This window comes from Streptomyces sp. STR69 (assembly GCF_024519455.1).
In the GTDB taxonomy this organism is placed as follows: Bacteria; Actinomycetota; Actinomycetes; order Streptomycetales; family Streptomycetaceae; genus Streptomyces.
Genome location: NZ_JALJRY010000052.1, coordinates 1 through 17537, shown reverse-complemented (window position 1 = coordinate 17537; position 17537 = coordinate 1). Strand labels below are relative to the sequence as shown.

13 protein-coding genes and 1 pseudogene are annotated in these 17537 nt (G+C 71.9%); 6 read left to right on the top strand and 8 right to left on the bottom strand.

The annotated features are described in order from the left end of the window. Positions 1–37: 37 nt before the first annotated feature. The 5 genes from OC490_RS47645 to eccD form a co-directional block, all read right to left on the bottom strand. The gene (locus OC490_RS47645) at positions 38–487 is read right to left on the bottom strand and encodes a type VII secretion system-associated protein (RefSeq protein WP_262064312.1); all 450 of its coding nucleotides are present in this window, start codon (positions 485–487) and stop codon (positions 38–40) included. Between the two features lie 114 nt (positions 488–601). Then, on the bottom strand, positions 602–925 hold the full coding sequence (locus OC490_RS47640) for a WXG100 family type VII secretion target (protein WP_262064311.1): 324 nt from the start codon (positions 923–925) through the stop codon (positions 602–604). A 46-nt stretch (positions 926–971) separates the two neighbouring features. Further along, the gene (locus tag OC490_RS47635) at positions 972–1310 is read right to left on the bottom strand and encodes a hypothetical protein (RefSeq protein WP_200717421.1); all 339 of its coding nucleotides are present in this window, start codon (positions 1308–1310) and stop codon (positions 972–974) included. A 221-nt stretch (positions 1311–1531) separates the two neighbouring features. Then, entirely contained in the window at positions 1532–3112 is a 1581-nt protein-coding gene (gene eccB / locus OC490_RS47630; RefSeq protein WP_262064310.1) for a type VII secretion protein EccB, read from the bottom strand. 55 nt (positions 3113–3167) lie between these two features. Next, positions 3168–4568: a type VII secretion integral membrane protein EccD gene (gene eccD, locus OC490_RS47625; protein WP_262064309.1), complete on the bottom strand. Its 1401-nt coding sequence runs from the start codon at positions 4566–4568 to the stop codon at positions 3168–3170. A gap of 318 nt (positions 4569–4886) precedes the next feature. On the opposite strand from eccD, the gene eccCa reads away from it, so the two are divergent. After that, positions 4887–8822, top strand: a complete 3936-nt coding sequence (gene eccCa / locus OC490_RS47620) for a type VII secretion protein EccCa (protein ID WP_262064316.1) — start codon at positions 4887–4889, stop codon at positions 8820–8822. A 60-nt stretch (positions 8823–8882) separates the two neighbouring features. Here the strand turns inward: eccCa and OC490_RS47615 are convergent, their stop codons facing one another. Further along, positions 8883–10148, bottom strand: coding sequence for a S8 family serine peptidase (locus OC490_RS47615; RefSeq protein WP_262064308.1), 1266 nt, complete (start codon positions 10146–10148; stop codon positions 8883–8885). Then, entirely contained in the window at positions 10145–13489 is a 3345-nt protein-coding gene (locus OC490_RS47610; RefSeq protein WP_262064307.1) for a right-handed parallel beta-helix repeat-containing protein, read from the bottom strand. Before OC490_RS47610 ends, OC490_RS47615 begins: the two co-directional genes overlap by 4 nt. Positions 13490–13754: 265 nt before the next feature. Here OC490_RS47610 and OC490_RS47605 point away from each other — a divergent pair, with 265 nt between their 5' ends. Beyond that, positions 13755–14867 (top strand): hypothetical protein, encoded by a 1113-nt coding sequence (locus OC490_RS47605; RefSeq protein WP_262064306.1) that lies wholly within the window; start codon positions 13755–13757, stop codon positions 14865–14867. A 77-nt stretch (positions 14868–14944) separates the two neighbouring features. Here OC490_RS47605 and OC490_RS47600 read toward each other — a convergent pair whose 3' ends face one another. Further along, positions 14945–15376, bottom strand: coding sequence for a DUF6299 family protein (locus OC490_RS47600; protein ID WP_262064305.1), 432 nt, complete (start codon positions 15374–15376; stop codon positions 14945–14947). Between the two features lie 253 nt (positions 15377–15629). Here OC490_RS47600 and OC490_RS47595 point away from each other — a divergent pair, with 253 nt between their 5' ends. The 4 genes and pseudogenes from OC490_RS47595 to OC490_RS47580 form a co-directional block, all read left to right on the top strand. Next, positions 15630–15824: a DUF5999 family protein gene (locus tag OC490_RS47595; protein ID WP_262064304.1), complete on the top strand. Its 195-nt coding sequence runs from the start codon at positions 15630–15632 to the stop codon at positions 15822–15824. A 123-nt stretch (positions 15825–15947) separates the two neighbouring features. Beyond that, positions 15948–16760, top strand: coding sequence for a PaaX family transcriptional regulator C-terminal domain-containing protein (locus tag OC490_RS47590; RefSeq protein WP_262064303.1), 813 nt, complete (start codon positions 15948–15950; stop codon positions 16758–16760). A gap of 105 nt (positions 16761–16865) precedes the next feature. Then, positions 16866–17417 (top strand): adenylyl-sulfate kinase, encoded by a 552-nt coding sequence (cysC, locus tag OC490_RS47585; protein WP_262064302.1) that lies wholly within the window; start codon positions 16866–16868, stop codon positions 17415–17417. A 5-nt stretch (positions 17418–17422) separates the two neighbouring features. Next, positions 17423–17537, top strand: a pseudogene (locus OC490_RS47580) (sulfate adenylyltransferase small subunit); the annotation flags it as partial.

Here is a 17537-nt window from a genome sequence, read left to right as displayed (position 1 = left end):
CGGAGATCGGCAGGAGTCGGCGGGACCCGCACCGGCCTCAGGTCTTCGAGTCGCTGCCGCTCATGTCGCCGTCGACGGTGTCGAAGATGTCCAGCAGTTTCTCGCCGTCGATCGAGTCGAGGCTGTCGCCCTGGGTCTTCAGCAGCTTGGTGATCGTCTCGTCCAGCGCGTCGTCGATGTCGTCGAAGAGCGTCTTGTGATCGGTGAGGATCTTGTCCAGCGCGGTCGCCTGCGTCTTGAGCGCCTCCACGAGCGTGCCGCCGCCGACCGGGTCCGAGCTGTCGCCGCCGTTCATCAGGCCGATGCGCAGGATCTTGGCGAGGCCCTGGGCGGAACCGGCGCCGGTTTCGGCGATCAGGTTCTTCAGGGACCGGACACCCGCCGGGTTGTCCTTGCGGATGGCCAGCAGATCGTTGATGAACTCGGCGATGTCGGTGTTCTTGAAGTTCTTCAGCGCGGTCGAGTCGAGGTGGGTCAGATCAGCCATGGGTGCCTCCGCGGGCGGAACGCGCCGGGCCTGGCGTACGGCGCGGCGACGGAACGGGAAGGAGCCTGGACCCGCACCGACCGCGAGGAGACCGGTCGGTGCGGTGCGGCCGGCTCAGCGGCCGATGGTGACCTCGGACCACATCTGGCTGAGGGAGTTCTCGCTGTACTTGTAGCTGTTGGAGATCTCGTTGAGGAGCTGCGAGTGCGAGGTGAGCAGCGTCTCCATGTTCTGTACCGCGCCGTCCCAGGCCGCCTGCTTCTGGCGGTAGGTGTCGGCGTCGTTGCCGTACCAGGTCTTGGACAGCTCGCCGAGTTCCTGCTCAAGGTTGGAGAGCGTCTGGGCGATCGCCTTGGTCTGCGCCACCATGTCGTCCGCGGCGTTGGACATGTGGTTGTAGCTGACGTAGATGACACCGTCGGACAGGTTGTCTGCCACAGCTTGCCTCTCTTACGCGATGGGGGGACCGGACGTGACCGGGAGGTCAGCCGGCGAGCTGGTCGAAGGCCGACTGGGCCGCGTTGTACGCCTGGTTGATGGAGTCGTTCGAGGAGCCCTGGGTCTTGTTGTGTTCCACGAGGCTCTGGTTCAGCCGGTCGATGACGTCCTCGAGGTTCTTGAGGATGACGTTGCACTGGCCGTCCCACTGCGCGAGGAGCTGGCCGTACTGGCCGCCGTCGCTGCCCTGGTAGCCGCTGCCCAGGGCGGAACGGGTGCTGTCGACGTCCTGGCGGATCTTCACGATGCCGCTGAAGGCGCTCTCCAGGGCCTGGATTCCGTTCCGGGTCGAGCCTTCGCTTGACTGCTGGCCATCTCCAGCCATCGTCCCACCTTTCGCAAGTCGATCTACAGTACGAGTACAACTGAGCCTAGATTGGCGGAAGTTGCGGCGGCAACGAACTGAGGAAGATCTGAGGTTGCATCCGGCTTCCCGTCAAATGCTTTTACTGCTAGGCAACTTGACCGGAACACGAGGCTCCGCGCATTCCGGTTCTGGACTCGTTCCAGATTGGCGTGAACACGATCTCGATCGGCGTGAATCCGTCAGTTCGCGGGCACGGAGGGCAAGTTGGGGTTCACGGCCGACTGCGGTGTCCCGGCCGAGCCGCCCGCCGGGGTTCGCCCGGCGACGGCGGCCGGACCCGAGCCGGTCCCACCGGGGACGGACCCACCGGTCCCGCACTGCGCCGCCGCGCCCGGCGCCTGTGCCGCCCCGCCCGAGTCCGACGCGGCGGCCCGTGCGCTCAGCTCCGGGCCGGTGGGCAGCATCGCCAGCAGCGTGGACGGCACCTTGACCGGGGTCGCTCCGTCGTAGCCGAGAGCGGCGAGCGCGTTGGCGTCCGGGATGCGGTACTTCACACCGTCGTCGCCGATCAGGAACGTGGTGTCGCCGACCGTCTCACCGGCCGCGCCCAACGCCCTTGCCAGCGTGCCGTGTCCGGGCCGGGCCACCGCCTGGTCCACCGGCACGCAGGCCGCGGTCAGCGCCGTCGGGTCGGCCTGCGCCGCCGGGGCCAGCGCGGACTCGGCGACCCGGACCGAGGTCACCCGCACCTGCCCGTCGGCCGGATCGACCTGGGCGCACACCGACTCCCCCGCCGCGAGCGCCAGCGCGCTGGGCGGACTGTCCGGCAGGCCCGCGACCGAGGGGGCGGTCCCCGCCGTTCCCGGCGCCTGATGCGCGCGCAGGTCGGAGACGTCGATCGTGACGACGTTCGGCGCCCCGCCGTCGTAGGCCTCCTTGCGGGTGTCCGGATCGCCGAGGAGCAGCGCCGACTGGGTGTCCGTCACCGGGTACAGGCCGTCCTTCTGCAGGAGGTACTCCTGGTTCCCGGAGCCCGCGACCACGCGGAAGACCTGCCCGATCCGGGTGGCCCGGCCGCCCAGTTCGGGCCCTGCCGTGCCGCGGCCCTCGACCTTGGGGGTGGCCAGGTCGGGGCCGGTCACCAGGGCGTCGAGGAAGGCCGCCGAGACCGGACGGGGGGTCACGGGCGCGTAGCCGAGGGACTCCGCCGCGCCCGAGTCCTCGTCCAGTTCGAGCCGGCTGCCCTGCCACACCAGGTAGGTGTGCTTGTCCGGGCCCTTCACCACCAGCGCCGACTTCGCGCCGACCGGGGCCGTCTCCACCGGGGCGCCCGGCACGAGGGTCGTCTGCAGGCCGGAGCCCGTGGAGCAGACCTCCCACGGCGAGGACTCCAACTCACCTGACGACGGTACGGAGTCGGGGGCGCCGGTGATCCCGACCGGCCGGCCGACCGGGGTGCCCGCGAGCGACGCCGAGCCGACCGAGGTGGTCTTCAGGTCGGCGCCGCCGATCAGCACGGCCGAGGCGTAGTTGCGCACCGGGCGCAGCCGGCCGTCGGCGTACAGGTAGCGGGCGCCGGTGTCCTTGTTGACGATCAGGGTGTCGCCGCTGCGCCAGGCGTCGTTGCCGCCCGGCTTGAGCAGCCCGAACACCAGCGCCCCGCCGCAGAACAGCACGCCGACGATCAGGCCGACCAGGGCGCCCCGGCTGGTACGGCCCAGCGGACTCTCCGGTGCGTCCGGGTCGGCCAGCAGCATGCCCGAGGTCAGGCGGCCCATCATGAACGTGTGCGCTTGCACCTGGTCGCGCTTCGACCGCACGCTTTCCTCCTGCTCGGTCGTTCAGGTTCTGGTCGGGTCGGCCCTCGCGGGCGGGTCAGCCGAAAATGCCGCGAAGGGTACCGAAGACACCCAGCAGCCACAGGGTCAGCGGCAGCAGGGCGATCGCCAGCAGGGAGTGCAGGATCTCCGCCGCGCGCCCCCAGTACGGGACCAGGCGCCGTCCCGGTACGGTCCACACCGCGACCGTGAGGGCCGCCGCCACCGCGAGGAGCCCGGCGACCAGCAGGGTCCGCTCGGTGCCGGACAGGCGCAGGCCCCAGCCGAACGCGAGGAGCAACAGGCCCCACGCGCCCGGGAGTACGAGCACCAGCCGCTGGGCCGTGTTGACCAGGCCCCGGCCGTGCAGGAGCAGCAGCAGCGACAGGACCAGGGCGACGAGCAGCGCCGGGAGGCTCGGGCGGCGGGCCAGGGCCACCAGGCAGGCCGAGGAGAGCACGCCCGTCGCGCCGTAGAGCGCGGTCATCCACTCGCCGGCGAGTTCGGTGCGGACCGTCACGTCGTTGCCCCGGTAGGGCTCGATGCCCTCCTGCAACTGCTCCGGGTTGGTCGGCAGCGGGGGCATCCGCATCCCGGCGAACTTGAACGACAGCGAGGGCACCAGGCCCCCGAGCAGCACCGTCAGCGCGGCGATCACCCCGGCCGCGGCGGCCGGTCGTACGTCGAACACCGTCATCAGGGCGCCGCCGCCCGCCGTGGCGAGCGCGACCAGCGCGGAGGCCAGGAACAGCGGGGTGCGGGCCGCGGAGGCCGCGAGGGCCAGGACGGCGCCGCCCGCCCAGGCCGCCGCCGCCCCCAACAGCCGTGCCCCCAGCACCTGGTGGGCCTGCGGACCGCTCAGCTCACCGCCCGGCACCAGCCAGCCCGCGAGCGCGAGCGCCGGGGACGCCAGCAGCCCCAGGACCGCACCGGTCGCCGGATCGTCCACCGCCCGGCTCGCCGACGCGGCCCCGGCCAGCAGCAACAGGCCCGTTCCTACGGCGGTTGCCGCGCGCAGCGACGCCGGGGCGCCCGGCAGGGCCAGCAGGACCAGACCGGTCAGCACCGCCAGCGCGAGCAGGCCGCGCAGCAGCCGGCGGGCCGCCTCCGGGCTCCAGCCGTGCAGCCGGTCCCGGGTGACCGCGGCGATGCCGTCGACCAGGTCGTCGAGCCGTACCTCGGGCAATGCCTCGGTGCGCGGCCGGAGATGGAGCGCCTCGCCGTCGGTCAGTTCGAGGGAGGCGAGGGTCGCCTCCTCGTCGAGCGGCCGGCCGCCGAGGCGCTGGAGTATCCAGCCGTCGTGTTCGAGACCGGTCTCCTCGGCCTCCTCCCCCGCGTACCGCAGCACCGTGGGCAGCAGATCGGCGACCGGCACGTCGGACGGCACGGCGAGGTCGATGGTGCGGGCCGGGGCACGCACGGTCAGATGGCACAGTCCGGTCACGGAAGTGTCGGTCATACCGGGGCTCACGTCTCCTGGACATCGAAACGGGGGCACGCGGCGCGGCGTGCGAGGTGGGGGGAACAGGGTGCTGGTGATGCGGGGGGTGACATGGACGTACAGAGTTGACGGGGTGCACACTACTGACACTCCCTACGACGCGTGTCAACGGGAGCCCCCACGAACGGTGTTGACAGATTCCTCCACCGTGGAAGTGCCGAGGTCCGATCCGGTGCACGCCCCCCACGTACCGCCGCGGTGCGCGAAGTCCGTTAGGAGCCCCAAGCGTTGAGCGTGGTCCTGTTCCGTCGTCCGGCCCGCCGTCGCGGACCCGACATGCCCGCCGGCGAGTTGGTCCTGCAGGAGCCGCCGACTCTCATGGAGATCGTCCCGGACACCTCCGCGGTGTGGACGTATCTGCCGATGGCGATGATGTCGGTCTCGATGATGATGATGTTCATGCGGTCGGGCGGTCAGTCCAACGGCATCTTCATGTATCTCGCGCTCGGCATGATGGTGATGGCCGCCGGCGCGATGATGGTCGGTCAGGTGATGCGCAAGGCGGGCGACCGCAAGCAGCGGCTGCGTGGTGAACGCCGGGACTATCTGCGCTACTTGGCGCAGAGTCGGCGTACCGTGCAGCGGGCCGTGGTCGAGCAGCAGCTCGCCCTGGCCTGGCGGCATCCCGAGCCCCGGGTGCTGCGCACCATGGTCCGCACCACGCGACTGTGGGAGCGCCGGGTCAAGGACGACGACTTCGGCGAGGTGCGGATAGCGGTCGGCGACCAGCAGCTCGCGATGCGGCTGACTCCCGTGTCCAGCAAGCCGGTTGAGGACCTCGAACCGCTGTGCGCGCACGCCCTGCGGCGCTTCATCCGCGCCTACAGCACCGTGCCCGGCCAGCCCATCGCGCTGTATCTGCGGTCCTGGTCACGGGTGTTGGTCCGCGGTGACCGCGAGGCGTCCCGGGGGATGCTCCGGGCCGCGCTGGCCCAACTGGCCCTGTTCCACCCGCCGGAGGAGCTGTGGATCGCGGTCTGCGCCGCCGACGAGGTGCGGGCGGAGTGGGAGTGGGTGAAGTGGCTGCCGCACAATCACCACCCCCAAGAGACGGACGGCGCGGGCCCGTTGCGCATGGTGGCCTCGGCCTTCACCGACCTGGAGGACCAGCTCGGCAGCGAGTTCTCCGAGCGGCCCGCGTTCGACCCCGACGCGGTGCCCGGCCGTGACGAGCCGCTGGTGGTGGTCGTGGTGGACGGCGCGGCCATCCCGTCCGGCCACCGCTTCGACGGGCCCGGCTACCGCAACGCGATCGTCCTCGACCTCTCCGACTCGCTCACCTGGCGGCCCGGCCGCACCACGCTGCGCCTGGACGTGTCCCCGGACGCCGTCGCGCTGGTGCGCACCGACCGCAGCCGCAAGGAGCAGACCACGGTCCTGGGCCGACCCGACCGGGTGGGTCCGGTGGCCGCCGAGTCGCTGGCCCGGCTGATCTCGCCGTACCGGATGAGTCTGTCCTCCGACGCGGTCGAACCGCTCTCCAACGACACCGAGTTGACGACCCTGCTCGGCATCGCCGACCTGCACCGGCTCGACCCCGACACCCTGTGGCGGCGGCACACCGGCTCCGGCCGGCTGCGTGTCCCGGTCGCGGTCGGCGCGGACGGGCGGCCCGTGGAGCTGGACATCAAGGAGTCCGCGCAGGGCGGCATGGGCCCACACGGCATGCTGATCGGCGCGACCGGGTCCGGCAAGTCCGAGCTGCTGCGCACCCTCGTCCTCGGTCTCGCGCTCACCAACTCCTCCGAGACCCTCAACTTCGTCCTGGTGGACTTCAAGGGCGGCGCGACCTTCCTCGGTCTCGACGAACTCCCGCACACCTCCGCCGTCATCACCAACCTGGCCGACGAGGCCGCCCTGGTGGAGCGCATGCAGGACGCGCTGCACGGCGAACTCATCCGCCGCCAGGAGCTGTTGAGGTCGGCGGGCAACTACACCTCGGCGCTGGAGTACGAGAAGGCGCGGTCCGGCGGCGCCGATCTCGCCCCGCTGCCCAGCCTGTTCGTGGTCGTCGACGAGTTCAGCGAACTCCTCGCCTCGCACCGGGAGTTCATGGAGCTGTTCGTGATGATCGGCCGCCTCGGCCGGTCCCTCGGCGTGCATCTGCTGCTGGCCTCGCAGCGCCTGGACGAGGGCCGTATGCACCAGTTGGAGTCGCACCTGTCGTACCGGATCGGTCTGCGCACCTTCTCCGCGATGGAGTCCCGGGGTGTCCTCGGTGTCCCCGACGCCTACGAACTGCCTTCGCAGCCCGGCAGCGGCTATCTGAAAAGCGGCATCGAGGCCCTCACCCGGTTCCGCGCCGCCTACGTCTCCGGCCCCTACCGCAGGCGTGGCGGTGCCGTCGCGCAGGCCCGGGTCGCCACCCAGGTGGTGCCCTGGTCGACCGGGTACATCGTGCCGCGCGCTCCGGCACCGGCCGCGATCGCGGCACCGGAGCCCGAGGCGGAGGAGAGCGCCGAGAGCCTGCTGGCGGTGGCGCTGGACCGGCTGCGCGACTCCGGGCCGCCCGCGCACCGGGTGTGGCTGCCGCCGCTGGACACCGCGTCCCCGCTGGACGTCCTGCTCGGAGGTCTCGCCGAGGACCCGGACCGGGGCCTGACCGCGTCCCGCTGGACGGGCACCGGGAAGCTGCGGGTGCCGGTCGGCCTGGTGGACAAGCCGTTCGACCAGCGCCGTGACCCGCTCGTGGTGGACCTCGCCGGGGCGGGCGGCCATGTCGCCGTCGCGGGTGGTTCGCAGAGCGGCAAGTCGACGGTGCTGCGCAGCCTCATCATGGCGCTCGCGCTCACCCACACCCCGCGCGAAGTCCAGTTCTACTGCCTGGACTTCGGCGGCGGCACGCTCTCCCAGCTGACCGGTCTGCCGCATGTCGGCGGGGTCGCGGCCCGCCTAGACACCGAGCGGATCAGCCGTACGGTCGCCGAGGTCACCGCCGTCCTCACCCAGCGCGAGCAGTTCTTCCTGGACAACGGCATCGACTCGATGTCGACCTACCGGCGCCGCCGGGCGGCCGGGGAGTTCCCCGACGAGCCGCACGGCGACATCTTCCTGGTGATCGACGGCTGGTCGGCGGTCCGGCAGAACTTCGACCAGTACATCCCCACGTTCAACCAGATCGCCACCAGCGGTCTCAACTACGGCATCCACCTGATCGTCGCGACCGCCCGCTGGCTGGAGCTCACCGCCCCGGTCCGCGACCAGTCCGCGACCCGGCTGGAGCTGCGGCTCGGCGACACGATGGACTCCGTCGTGGACATCCGCAAGGCGAGCGCGGTGCCGCAGATCCCCGGCCGGGGTCTGACCGTCGAGACGAAACTCCACTTCCTGTCCGCGCTGCCCCGCGGCGACGGTTCCACCGACCCGGAGACGCTCAGCGAGGGTGTCGCGGACCTGGTGGACCGGATCGCGAGCTCCTGGCACGGGCCGCGCGCCCCCCAGGTCCGGATGCTCCCGCACCGGCTGCCCGCGGCCGAACTCGCCGAGCCGGAACTCGGCGACGGCCAGAGCCTCAAGCTGGCGCTCGGCCAGGACGAGGAGACCCTGGGCACCGTCTGGCACGACTTCTCCCGCACCCCGCACCTGGTCGCCGTCGGCGACACGGAGAGCGGCAAGACCAACCTGCTGCGGCTGGTCGCGGACTCCGTGGTCGCCCGCTACACCCCGGCCGAGGCGCGCATCCTGGTCGTGGACTACCGCCGCGGCCTGGTCGACGCGGTCCCCGAGGAGTACCGCCTCGGTCACGCGGTGGCCCTGGAGGCCCTCAAGCAACTGGTCGGCGGCTCGGCGAAGGCCCTGCGCACCCGCGTTCCGGGCCAGGAGATCACTCCGGCCCGCATGCGGCAGGCCGACTGGTGGACGGGCCCGCGCCTGTTCGTCCTCGTCGACGACTACGACATGGTCGGCGGCGGCACGGTCATGGACCATCCCTTCGCCCCGCTCTTCGAACACCTCGCCCTGGGCCACGAGTTGGGTCTGCACGTGGTGGTCGCGCGCTCGGCGACGGGCGCGGGCCGCGGCCTGAACGACCAGCTCCTGCGCCGCCTCGACGAGGTCAACACCCCGGGCATCCTGATGTCCTGCTCACCGTCGGAGGGCTACGTCTTCGGCAACGTCAAACCCCGGGTCCTTCCCCCGGGCCGGGCCCTCCACATCGTCCGCCGCAAGCCGTCGCTGATCCAGACGGCACTGGCGGCGGGGGCGGAGGAGTAACGGGCGCACGGGGCAAGTCAGTTGAGGGGCGGGGGCCGGCAGGCTCCCGCCCCTCAATTGTCAGCTCTCCGTGGTCCCCTGGGCGCCGACGCCGACGCCGACCGGAACCGGACTCCCCGCACTCTCCGCCGTGCTCTCCGGCCGGGACGGCCGCCAGCCCAGGCGCCTGCCCCGGGGCAGAACCAGGCCCAGCCACACCACCGCGATGATCACGGCGAGGCCGGCCGACGCGGGCCACAGGGCGCGGCGGAGCGGTCCGGCGGCCTTGTCGGCCGGGAGGTGGACCGGGGAGGCGGAGTCACCCCGCTGGGGTGTGGTGGCGCCGGTCAGGACCGAGGTGACGGCCGCGTACGGGTCGAGGCGGGGTACGTCGGCCGGGTACGCGGAGCTGCGCAGCAGGCTCGCGGTCCGGGCGGCCGTCAACTCCGGGTGGACGGAGCGCACCAGCGCCGCCGCCCCGGCCACGAACCCGGCGGCCAGCGACGCCCCGGAGCCGATGTAGTGGCCGTTCTTCGCGGGGCCGATGCCGACCACCCCGTCACCGGGCGCGGCGATGGCGGCGCTGTCGGTGGTGTACGCGCCGGTCGGCCGCTTGCCGTCCACGTCGACGTCGAGGACGGAGAGCACTCCGTCGTCGGCAGCCGGGTAGTAGTCACGGGCGGGCGGGCTGTCGGTCGCCGAGGTCGCCGTCGCCGGGGTGTCCGGTACGGCGGCGGCGATCACCAGGACGTCCTTCTTCGCAGCCAGTGCGACCGCCGCCCGCAGCGTGGGGGTGTTGGCCGCGAGCGCCGCCGACACCGTCACCACCTTCGCCCCGCCGTTCACGGCGGCCCGGATGCCGTCCGCGACCCGCTCGGCGGTGACCGCCCCGCGCGCGTCGCTGCCGCGCACCGCGAGGATGCGCGCCTGCTGTGCCACACCCGCGAACCGCACCCCGTCCGCTACGGCGGCGCCGACCAGCCCGGCCACGAAGGTGCCGTGTCCCACGCAGTCGGTCCCGGCGTCGCCGACCGCCGTGACCCGGCCCTTGAGCGCGGGGGCGGAGGCCGAGACCCCGGTGTCGACCACGCCGACGGTCACCCCGGCGCCCGAGGCGAAAGGCCAGGTCCGGGTGAGTTGCAGCGAGACCTGCTCCCACGGCACGTCGGTGGCGAGAACGGCCGAACCCGCCGTACAGGCCGCGTCGGCGTCCAACCGGGCAGACAGGACGGGGAGTTGGACCGTGCCGTCGGCCGCCGCGGCGGATCCGGCGCCGACGGCGCCCGCGGCGGCCGTCAGCAGCAGGGCCAGACCGGCGGCGAGGGCCTTGCCGTGTGTCGTGGTCATGCCCGGGCCGCCCCGCTGGAGGAGGGAGAGGTGGCAGTCGGGTCGGCGAGGTCCTCCGGGAGGAGCAGGCGCAGGTCGTCGAGGCTGGGCACGGCCAGTCTGCTGAGCCGGCCCGCCTGACGGGTCATCATCCGCTCCAGGATCTGGCGGGCGGTGCGCGCGTTGCCGAAGGACCGGTCGCGGGGCAGCCCGTCGAAGTACTGCCGCAGCACCGGCCCCAGCCCGGCCGCGCACTCGTACCCGAGTTGCAGGGCGTGCTCGCGGACGATGGTGACCAGCTCGTCGGAGGAGTAGTCGGCGAACTCCACCCGGCGCGAGAACCGGGAGGACAGGCCGGGGTTGGAGGCGAGGAACGTCTCCATCTCCTGGGTGTAGCCGGCGACGATGACGACCACCTTGTCCCGGTGGTCCTCCATCAGCTTCAGCAGGGTGTCCACGGCCTCCCGGCCGAAGTCGGAGCCGGACGCCTCACGCGGGGTAAGGGTGTATGCCTCGTCGACGAACAGGACACCACCCAGGGCCCGTTCGAAGACCTCCCGGGTCAACTGCGCGGTGTGGCCCACGTATCGGCCGACGAGGTCGGCGCGGGACACCTCGACGAGCTGGCCGCGCGGCAACACGCCCAGGGAGGCGAGGAGTTCGCCGTAGAGGCGGGCCACGGTGGTCTTGCCGGTGCCGGGCGGGCCGGTGAAGACGAGGTGGTGGCTGAGGCGGGGCACGGGGAGTCCGGCGGCCTCGCGCTGCTTGGCCGTGGACACCAGGTTGACGAGGTCGGTGACGTCCCGCTTCACGGCGTGGAGTCCGACCAGCGCGTCCAGCCTGCTGAGCGCGTCGTCGCCGGGATCGACGGCGTTCGGGCCGTCGGCGGCGGTGCGGGCCGCCTCCTCGCTGATGTCCTGCGGCAGCAGCAGCGAGAGGTCCTGCTCGGTGACGTCGGTGAGCGCGGAGAGCCGTACGGCCTGCCGGTCCACCATCTCCTCGAACACCTGGCGTGCGGCACGGCCGTTGCCGAACCCGGCGTCCTTCGGTATTCGCTCGAAGTGCACCGCGAGCGCGTGGCGGGTCTCGTCGGCGAGCGCGTACTGGTGGCGTACGCACATGCTCTCCATGATCTCCACCAGCTCGGGCACGGAGTAGTTCTCGAACTCGACGGTCCGTGAGAAGCGGGACGCCAGACCGGGGTTGGAGCCGAGGAAGCTGCGCATCTCGTCGGAGTAGCCCGCCGCGACGACGACCACGTCCTCGCGGTGGTCCTCCATCAGCTTCAGCAGGGTGTCGACGGCCTCGCGCCCGAAGTCGGCCCCGGAACCACGGGAGTCGGAGGTGAGGGTGTACGCCTCGTCGACGAACAGGACGCCGCCCAGGGCCCGTTCGAAGGCCTCGGTGGTCTTGATGGCGGTACCGCCGATGACCTGGGCGACCAGGTCGGCGCGGGAGACCTCGACCAGGTGCCCGGAGCGCAGGGCGCCCAGCTCGGCGAGGATCGTGCCGTAGAGGCGGGCCACGGTGGTCTTGCCGGTGCCGGGCGGGCCCGCGAAGACCAGGTGGCGGCTCATCGGCGGTGCGGACATGCCGAGTTGGGCGCGGCGCGCGGCCAGCTGGGTGAGGTTGACGAGGGTGCGGACCTGTTCCTTGACGTTGTCGAGGCCGATGAGGCCCTCCAGCGCAGCCATCGGTCCGTCGGGGCGTCCGGGCCCCTCCGACTCCGGTACGGTGCCCGCCGGGTCGGTGCCTTCCGCCTCGCCGAAGCCCCAGGCGTCGCGGGACTCGTTGCCGGTGCTGGTGAGGTTCTCCACCGCGAGCCGGCCGCCCGCCTTGGCCTGGACGAGGCCGCCGCCCTTGTTGTCGCGGACCGTGCAGCCCACGACCGAGACCGGTGCCTCCGACTCGACGCGGATGCCGTCGCGGTCGTTGCCGGCCGCCTCGCAGCCGTTCAGGGAGGCCCGGCCACCGTCGCGGACCAGGAAGCCGTGCTCGGCGGCAGCGGCGGTCCGTACCCGGTTGGCCGTCAACTCGCCGCCGGTGTCCACGAGTACACCGCAGCCGCCGGCCGAGACCAGCTCGCCGTCACGGAGCGCGGCCGTGCCCTCGCCGCCGATCTCCAGACCGGCACCACCTGGGTTGTTGACCCGGAAACCGGCGAGATAGACGTTGCCGCCCGCCGCGATCTCCGCGCCCGCACCGCCCGGCGCCTCCACCGTGCAGTCCTCGACCCGACCGCGCCCGCCGTCGCGCACGGAGACACCGCTGCCACCCGCGCCGGTGATCCGGGCGCGCCGTACCAGCGGGTTGGCGTTGCCGCGGATCACCACACCGGCGCCCTTGACGTCGATGATCTCCACGCGCTCCAGCTCGGCCGCCGCGTCCTCTTCGAGGAGGACGCCGTCCGACTCGCCGTCCCGGACGGTCAGCGAGGTCAGCGTGGGCGAGGAGGCCCCGGCCACCCGGAGCGCCGCCGTCTGGGCGCCGGTCAGCCAGCAGTCCTCGTACGTGCCCCGCGAACGGTCCGTCACCAGCAGGCCGTTGCCCGTGGTGCGGGCGGTGCGGCAGCGGCGCAGCACCGGGTCGCTGCCGTGCGAGACGATGATGCCGGGGCCGCTGGAGCCGGTGACCCGCACCTCCTCCAGCTCACAGCGGGCGGAGCTGGTCACATGCACACCGATGGAGGTGTCGCGGATCACGGTCCGCAGCACCCGGATCGCGCTGCGCTCCTCAAGTGCCAGCGACGGCTTGTCGGTTGAGGCGAGGTCACAGTCCTCGACGGACCCCTGCGCGTCGCCGTTGGCGAGCACGCCGTTGCCGCGGGCGTCCCGGATCGTGCAGCCGCGCAGGGTGGCCCGGCCGCGCTCGCCGATCACCACACCGCTGGTGCCGAGGTGTTCGAGGGTGCAGGACTCCAGCGAGCTCTCGGTCGGCGAGGTGACCACGACCCCGGCGCCCGTGCGGTTGGAGACCCGGCACTCGCGCATCGCCAACGAGCCGGAGTTGCGGGCCAGTACGGTCGTCCACGAGGCGCCGGACAGATCGCAGCCCTGCATCGCGACCTGCCCGTGCGAGGCGTCCACGGCCGGCTGTTCCTCGTCCTGGCCCTGGACCACCAGGTCGGTCAGCATCACCGCGTCCACGCGCAGCGAGATCACGATGCCCTTGCGCGGTGCCAACCGGACGGTGCCGCGCGCCTGTTCGGCGACGATGGTCACCCGGGTGGTGACGACGAGATTCTCCTCGTACGTCCCCGGGCGCACACTCAGCACCGCGCCTCCGCGCGCCCTGGCCAGGGCCTCTCCGATCGTCCGGGCGTCCCCGGTGCCCTCCGGACAGACCGTCAGTACCTGGCGCACTCAGCTGACCTCCTCGTGTCGGCACCTGTCGGTTGCGGCCAACCCCATCATGCCGTACGGCAAATTATGTGCCGTCGCGCAACAGCCGTACCAGCGCGGGAGCTTGTGCGTGACGATTGTTAACTCCTGGGAAAGGAACCGCTGTTGGCACCCGTGCGTGTATGCGCGTGAAAGGATTGTCCATACAGGCGTATGACGAACTGCTGGGCGATTGGGGCGGACAGGGCGGATGACAGACCGAACCGGACCGACCGCGAGGAAGACAGTGGCAGAGACCTCGGCAGAGACCTCGGCAACGGCCACCGCGTCGACGCCGGCGACCTCGGCAGCCGAGGAATCCGCAGCGGCGAGCACGGCGAGTGCGACACCCAAGTCCCGTTCAGGGGCTGCCGGTTCGGCCGGGACCCTCTCCGCGGAGTCCGTCGCGGCGGAGCTGAGCGGTCCCGCGACCCCGGCCGCGGAGGCCGAAGCGCTCGCTGTCGGCGGCCGTGGGACAGCGGAACCCGTGGAACCGGCCGGCCCGGAGTCCGCTTCGGCCCGACCTGCGCCGCCGGAGGCCGCCGAGGCCGAGGCGCCCGCCGCCGCGCTGGCCGCGAGCGCCCCGGAGGGCGACGGACCCACGCCCGGCGACACGGCCGCCGCGTCCGTCGGCCGCCCGGGCCGCCCGCTGCTGGCCGGTGCTGCGGTGCTCGGCGCGCTGCTGATCGCCGTACCGGGGCTGCTGATGAGCCGGGACCGGACGCCGGAGAGTCATGACCGGGTCGTCGCCGACCAGGCGGGCACGATCCTCGGCGACGGTGCGACGCAGGGCTCCGGGGCGTATGCCTCGTCCAGCCCGTCCGCTGCCGCTCAGCACGCCACCCCGAAGGCCGCGACCCCGCACAAGACCTCGCCGCGGAAGACGACCGTCGCACAGCCGGTGAGCGAGCCGACGACGGTGAAGACGAAGAAGCCGACCGCGGCGGCGAAGCCGACGAAGAAGTCCACCACGACCAAGTCCGGGACGAAGTCGGGGACTTCGGGTTCCACCACGACGTCGAGCTATCCGTCGGACGTCCTCGTCACGGCCACCCGGGTGCTGAGCGCGGGCCAGTCCATCAACGCGAAGAAGGCGCGGCTGCGCATGCAGTCCGACGGCAACTTCGTGCTGTACGACGAGAACAACAAGGCCCGTTGGGCCACCATGACCTTCGGCTCGAACTACCACGCGGTCTTCCAGGCGGACGGCAACCTCGTCGTCTACACCTCGGGCAACCAGCCCGTCTGGGCCAGCCAGACCCCCGGCCACAACGGTTCGATCCTCCGGCTCCAGGGCGACGGCAACATGGTGATCTACTCGGGGTCGACCCCGATCTGGGCCAGCAACACCCAGCACTGACCCGGCTCAACTCCCGTCCGGCCCACCCCCGTTGAGGGTGGCGGGCCGGAGACGCGGAGCTCGACTCCCGTGCGGGCTCAGCTCTCGGTCAGGGTGATCGCCTGCTGCTGTGACGCGTGGAAGCGGGGCAGCGGCAGGCCGCCCTGGGGGGCGAGTTCCATCACGGTGGCCTCGACCTGGGCCGGGCCGGGGGTGAGCGGGTCGGACGACTGCTTGCCCGAGTTCTCCCAACTGTGCTCCATGCCGTCGCAGACCGCCCGGGTGCCGCCGATGCCGTGCCGGACCGCGGAGTCGCCCTGGGAGACGGAGGAACTGACGAAGACCGGGCCCGAGTTGCCGAGGCAGCGGTAGGTACCGGAAAGGGTGACGGTGCCGTCCGGGGCGATGCTGCCCGTGGGGTCGACCGTCACCGTCTCGTAGGAGCCGGCGGACGCGGTCGCGGCGGGGGCGGCGGAGACCAGCAGCAGCGCGGCACCGGCCGCCGAACCGAGGGCGGAACACAGGGACATGGGAATACCTCCTGAAGTATCCGAAGCAGAGGTCTCCACTGGTACCGGTCGAGCGCCCCGACTCCCGTGACCGTCACTCCTTCGGTGGCGAGTCCGCACCGAGCGTCGTGGAACCGTCCGAGTGTTGTCCGCGTGTTGTCACGCTTCACAGCAGCCTGTTCCGATGAGTTCGCGGCGGGAGGATGGTCTGTATATGCGATGCGGGAGGCGAAGGAGCCGCCGGAACGGATCGCATCCGACGTGGAGGTACGCCATGTGTTCCCACCAGTCCTCGTGCCCCGTGACCGACACCGACACCGTGCACGTCGTCTCCGCCCACCCCGAGCAGGGCTGGACGCTGCTGTGCGACGGCGCGATCGTCTTCGACGACAGCGGCCTGCTGCTGCCCGACGGCCGGATCGTCGCCCCGCACCGGGTACCGGCCGGCCAACTCGCCGTCGCCGCCTGACCGTTCCCACCTGATCATTCCCGCGTGATCGTCTTCATGGACGCGCCGCCCACGGTGATCTTCGAACCGTGAGGGTTGAGCTTGCGTACCCGAGGTGACCAGCAGCGATGCTGACGACCTAAGATGATCAACGTGTCCGACCAGCATGCTCCACGGTCTCTCATCGTCACGCTCTACGGCGCGTACGGCCGCTTCGTGCCCGGCCCGGTTCCGGTCGCGGAACTGATCCGGCTGCTGGCCGCCGCCGGCGTCGACGCGCCTTCGGTGCGCTCGTCGGTGTCCCGGCTCAAACGGCGCGGGCTGCTGCTGCCCGCCCGCACCGCCCAGGGCGCCGCCGGTTACGAACTCTCGCCCGAGGCACGGCAGTTGCTCGACGACGGCGACCGGCGCATCTACGCGGCCGACCCCTCGGACGACGAGGGCTGGGTGCTCGCGGTGTTCTCCGTCCCCGAGTCCGAACGGCAGAAGCGGCACATCCTGCGCTCCCGCCTGTCCGGCCTCGGCTTCGGCACCGCCGCCCCGGGCGTGTGGATCGCGCCCGCCCGCCTGTACGAGGAGACCCGGCACATCCTCGGGCGGCTACGGCTCGACCCGTACGTGGACTTCTTCCGCGGCGAGCACCTCGGCTTCGCGGCGACCGCCGACGCCGTGGCCCGCTGGTGGGACCTGACCGCGATCGCCAAGGAGCACGAGGCGTTCCTCGACCGCCACGCGCGCGTGCTGCGCGACTGGGAGCGGCGCGCTGACACCCCGCCCCAGGAGGCCTACCGCGACTACCTCCTCGCCCTGGACTCCTGGCGCCACCTCCCCTACGTCGACCCCGGACTCCCCGCCGGGCTGCTCCCCCGGGACTGGCCGGGCGCTCGCTCGGCCGAGGTGTTCCGGGGACTGCACGCACGGTTGCGGGACGCGGGGGCGGTGTTCGCGGGCGTGTGACGGCAGCCACTCAGCTGAACCTCAGGTTGTTTAGCGGGTCCTCTCAGAGTTCTTACCTAGCCTTCGACGACGTCGCTCGTCGGGTAAGAAAGAGGACTGTTGCGCATGACCACCACGGCAAGGGCTCAGGGAGCCACCGTCTGGCTCACCGGACTGCCGAGTGCGGGTAAGACGACGATCGCCCGGCGTCTGAGCGATCGGCTGAGGGCCGAGGGGCGTCGCGTAGAGGTCCTCGACGGCGACGAGGTACGCCGCTTCCTCTCGGCAGGCCTGGGCTTCTCCCGCGAGGACCGCAACACCAATGTGCAGCGCATCGGCCTCGTCTCCGAGGTCCTCGCCCGCAACGGCGTGCTCTCCGTCGTCCCGGTCATCGCCCCCTACGCCGACAGCCGCGAGGCCGTCCGCAAACGGCACGAGGCAAGCGGGACGCCGTACATCGAGGTGCATGTCGCAACCCCCGTGGAGGTGTGCAGCGAGCGGGACGTCAAGGGCCTCTACGCCCGTCAGGCCGCGGGCGCGCTGACCGGTCTGACCGGTGTCGACGACCCGTACGAACCGCCCACGGACCCGGCGCTCACGCTGCGGACGCAGACGCAGAGCCCGCAGGAGTCGGCGGACGCGGTGTACGCGGTGCTGGCCGAGCGGGGGCTGCTGTGACCTTCTCGCTCTCTCATCTGGACGCTCTTGAGTCCGAGGCGGTGCACATCTTCCGTGAGGTGGCGGGTGAGTTCGAGCGGCCGGTGATCCTCTTCTCCGGCGGCAAGGACTCCATCGTCA

What these genes read in the sequence shown, in the direction of transcription:
- OC490_RS47600 (WP_262064305.1), bottom strand. Translation starts at nt 15,376, where the DNA reads ATGTCCCTGTGTTCCGCCCTCGGTTCGGCGGCCGGTGCCGCGCTGCTG.
- OC490_RS47615 (WP_262064308.1), bottom strand. Translation starts at nt 10,148, where the DNA reads ATGACCACGACACACGGCAAGGCCCTCGCCGCCGGTCTGGCCCTGCTG.
- cysC (WP_262064302.1), top strand. Translation starts at nt 16,866, where the DNA reads ATGACCACCACGGCAAGGGCTCAGGGAGCCACCGTCTGGCTCACCGGA.
- OC490_RS47590 (WP_262064303.1), top strand. Translation starts at nt 15,948, where the DNA reads ATGATCAACGTGTCCGACCAGCATGCTCCACGGTCTCTCATCGTCACG.
- OC490_RS47645 (WP_262064312.1), bottom strand. Translation starts at nt 487, where the DNA reads ATGGCTGATCTGACCCACCTCGACTCGACCGCGCTGAAGAACTTCAAG.
- eccD (WP_262064309.1), bottom strand. Translation starts at nt 4,568, where the DNA reads ATGACCGACACTTCCGTGACCGGACTGTGCCATCTGACCGTGCGTGCC.
- eccCa (WP_262064316.1), top strand. Translation starts at nt 4,887, where the DNA reads ATGCCCGCCGGCGAGTTGGTCCTGCAGGAGCCGCCGACTCTCATGGAG.
- OC490_RS47635 (WP_200717421.1), bottom strand. Translation starts at nt 1,310, where the DNA reads ATGGCTGGAGATGGCCAGCAGTCAAGCGAAGGCTCGACCCGGAACGGA.
- OC490_RS47595 (WP_262064304.1), top strand. Translation starts at nt 15,630, where the DNA reads ATGTGTTCCCACCAGTCCTCGTGCCCCGTGACCGACACCGACACCGTG.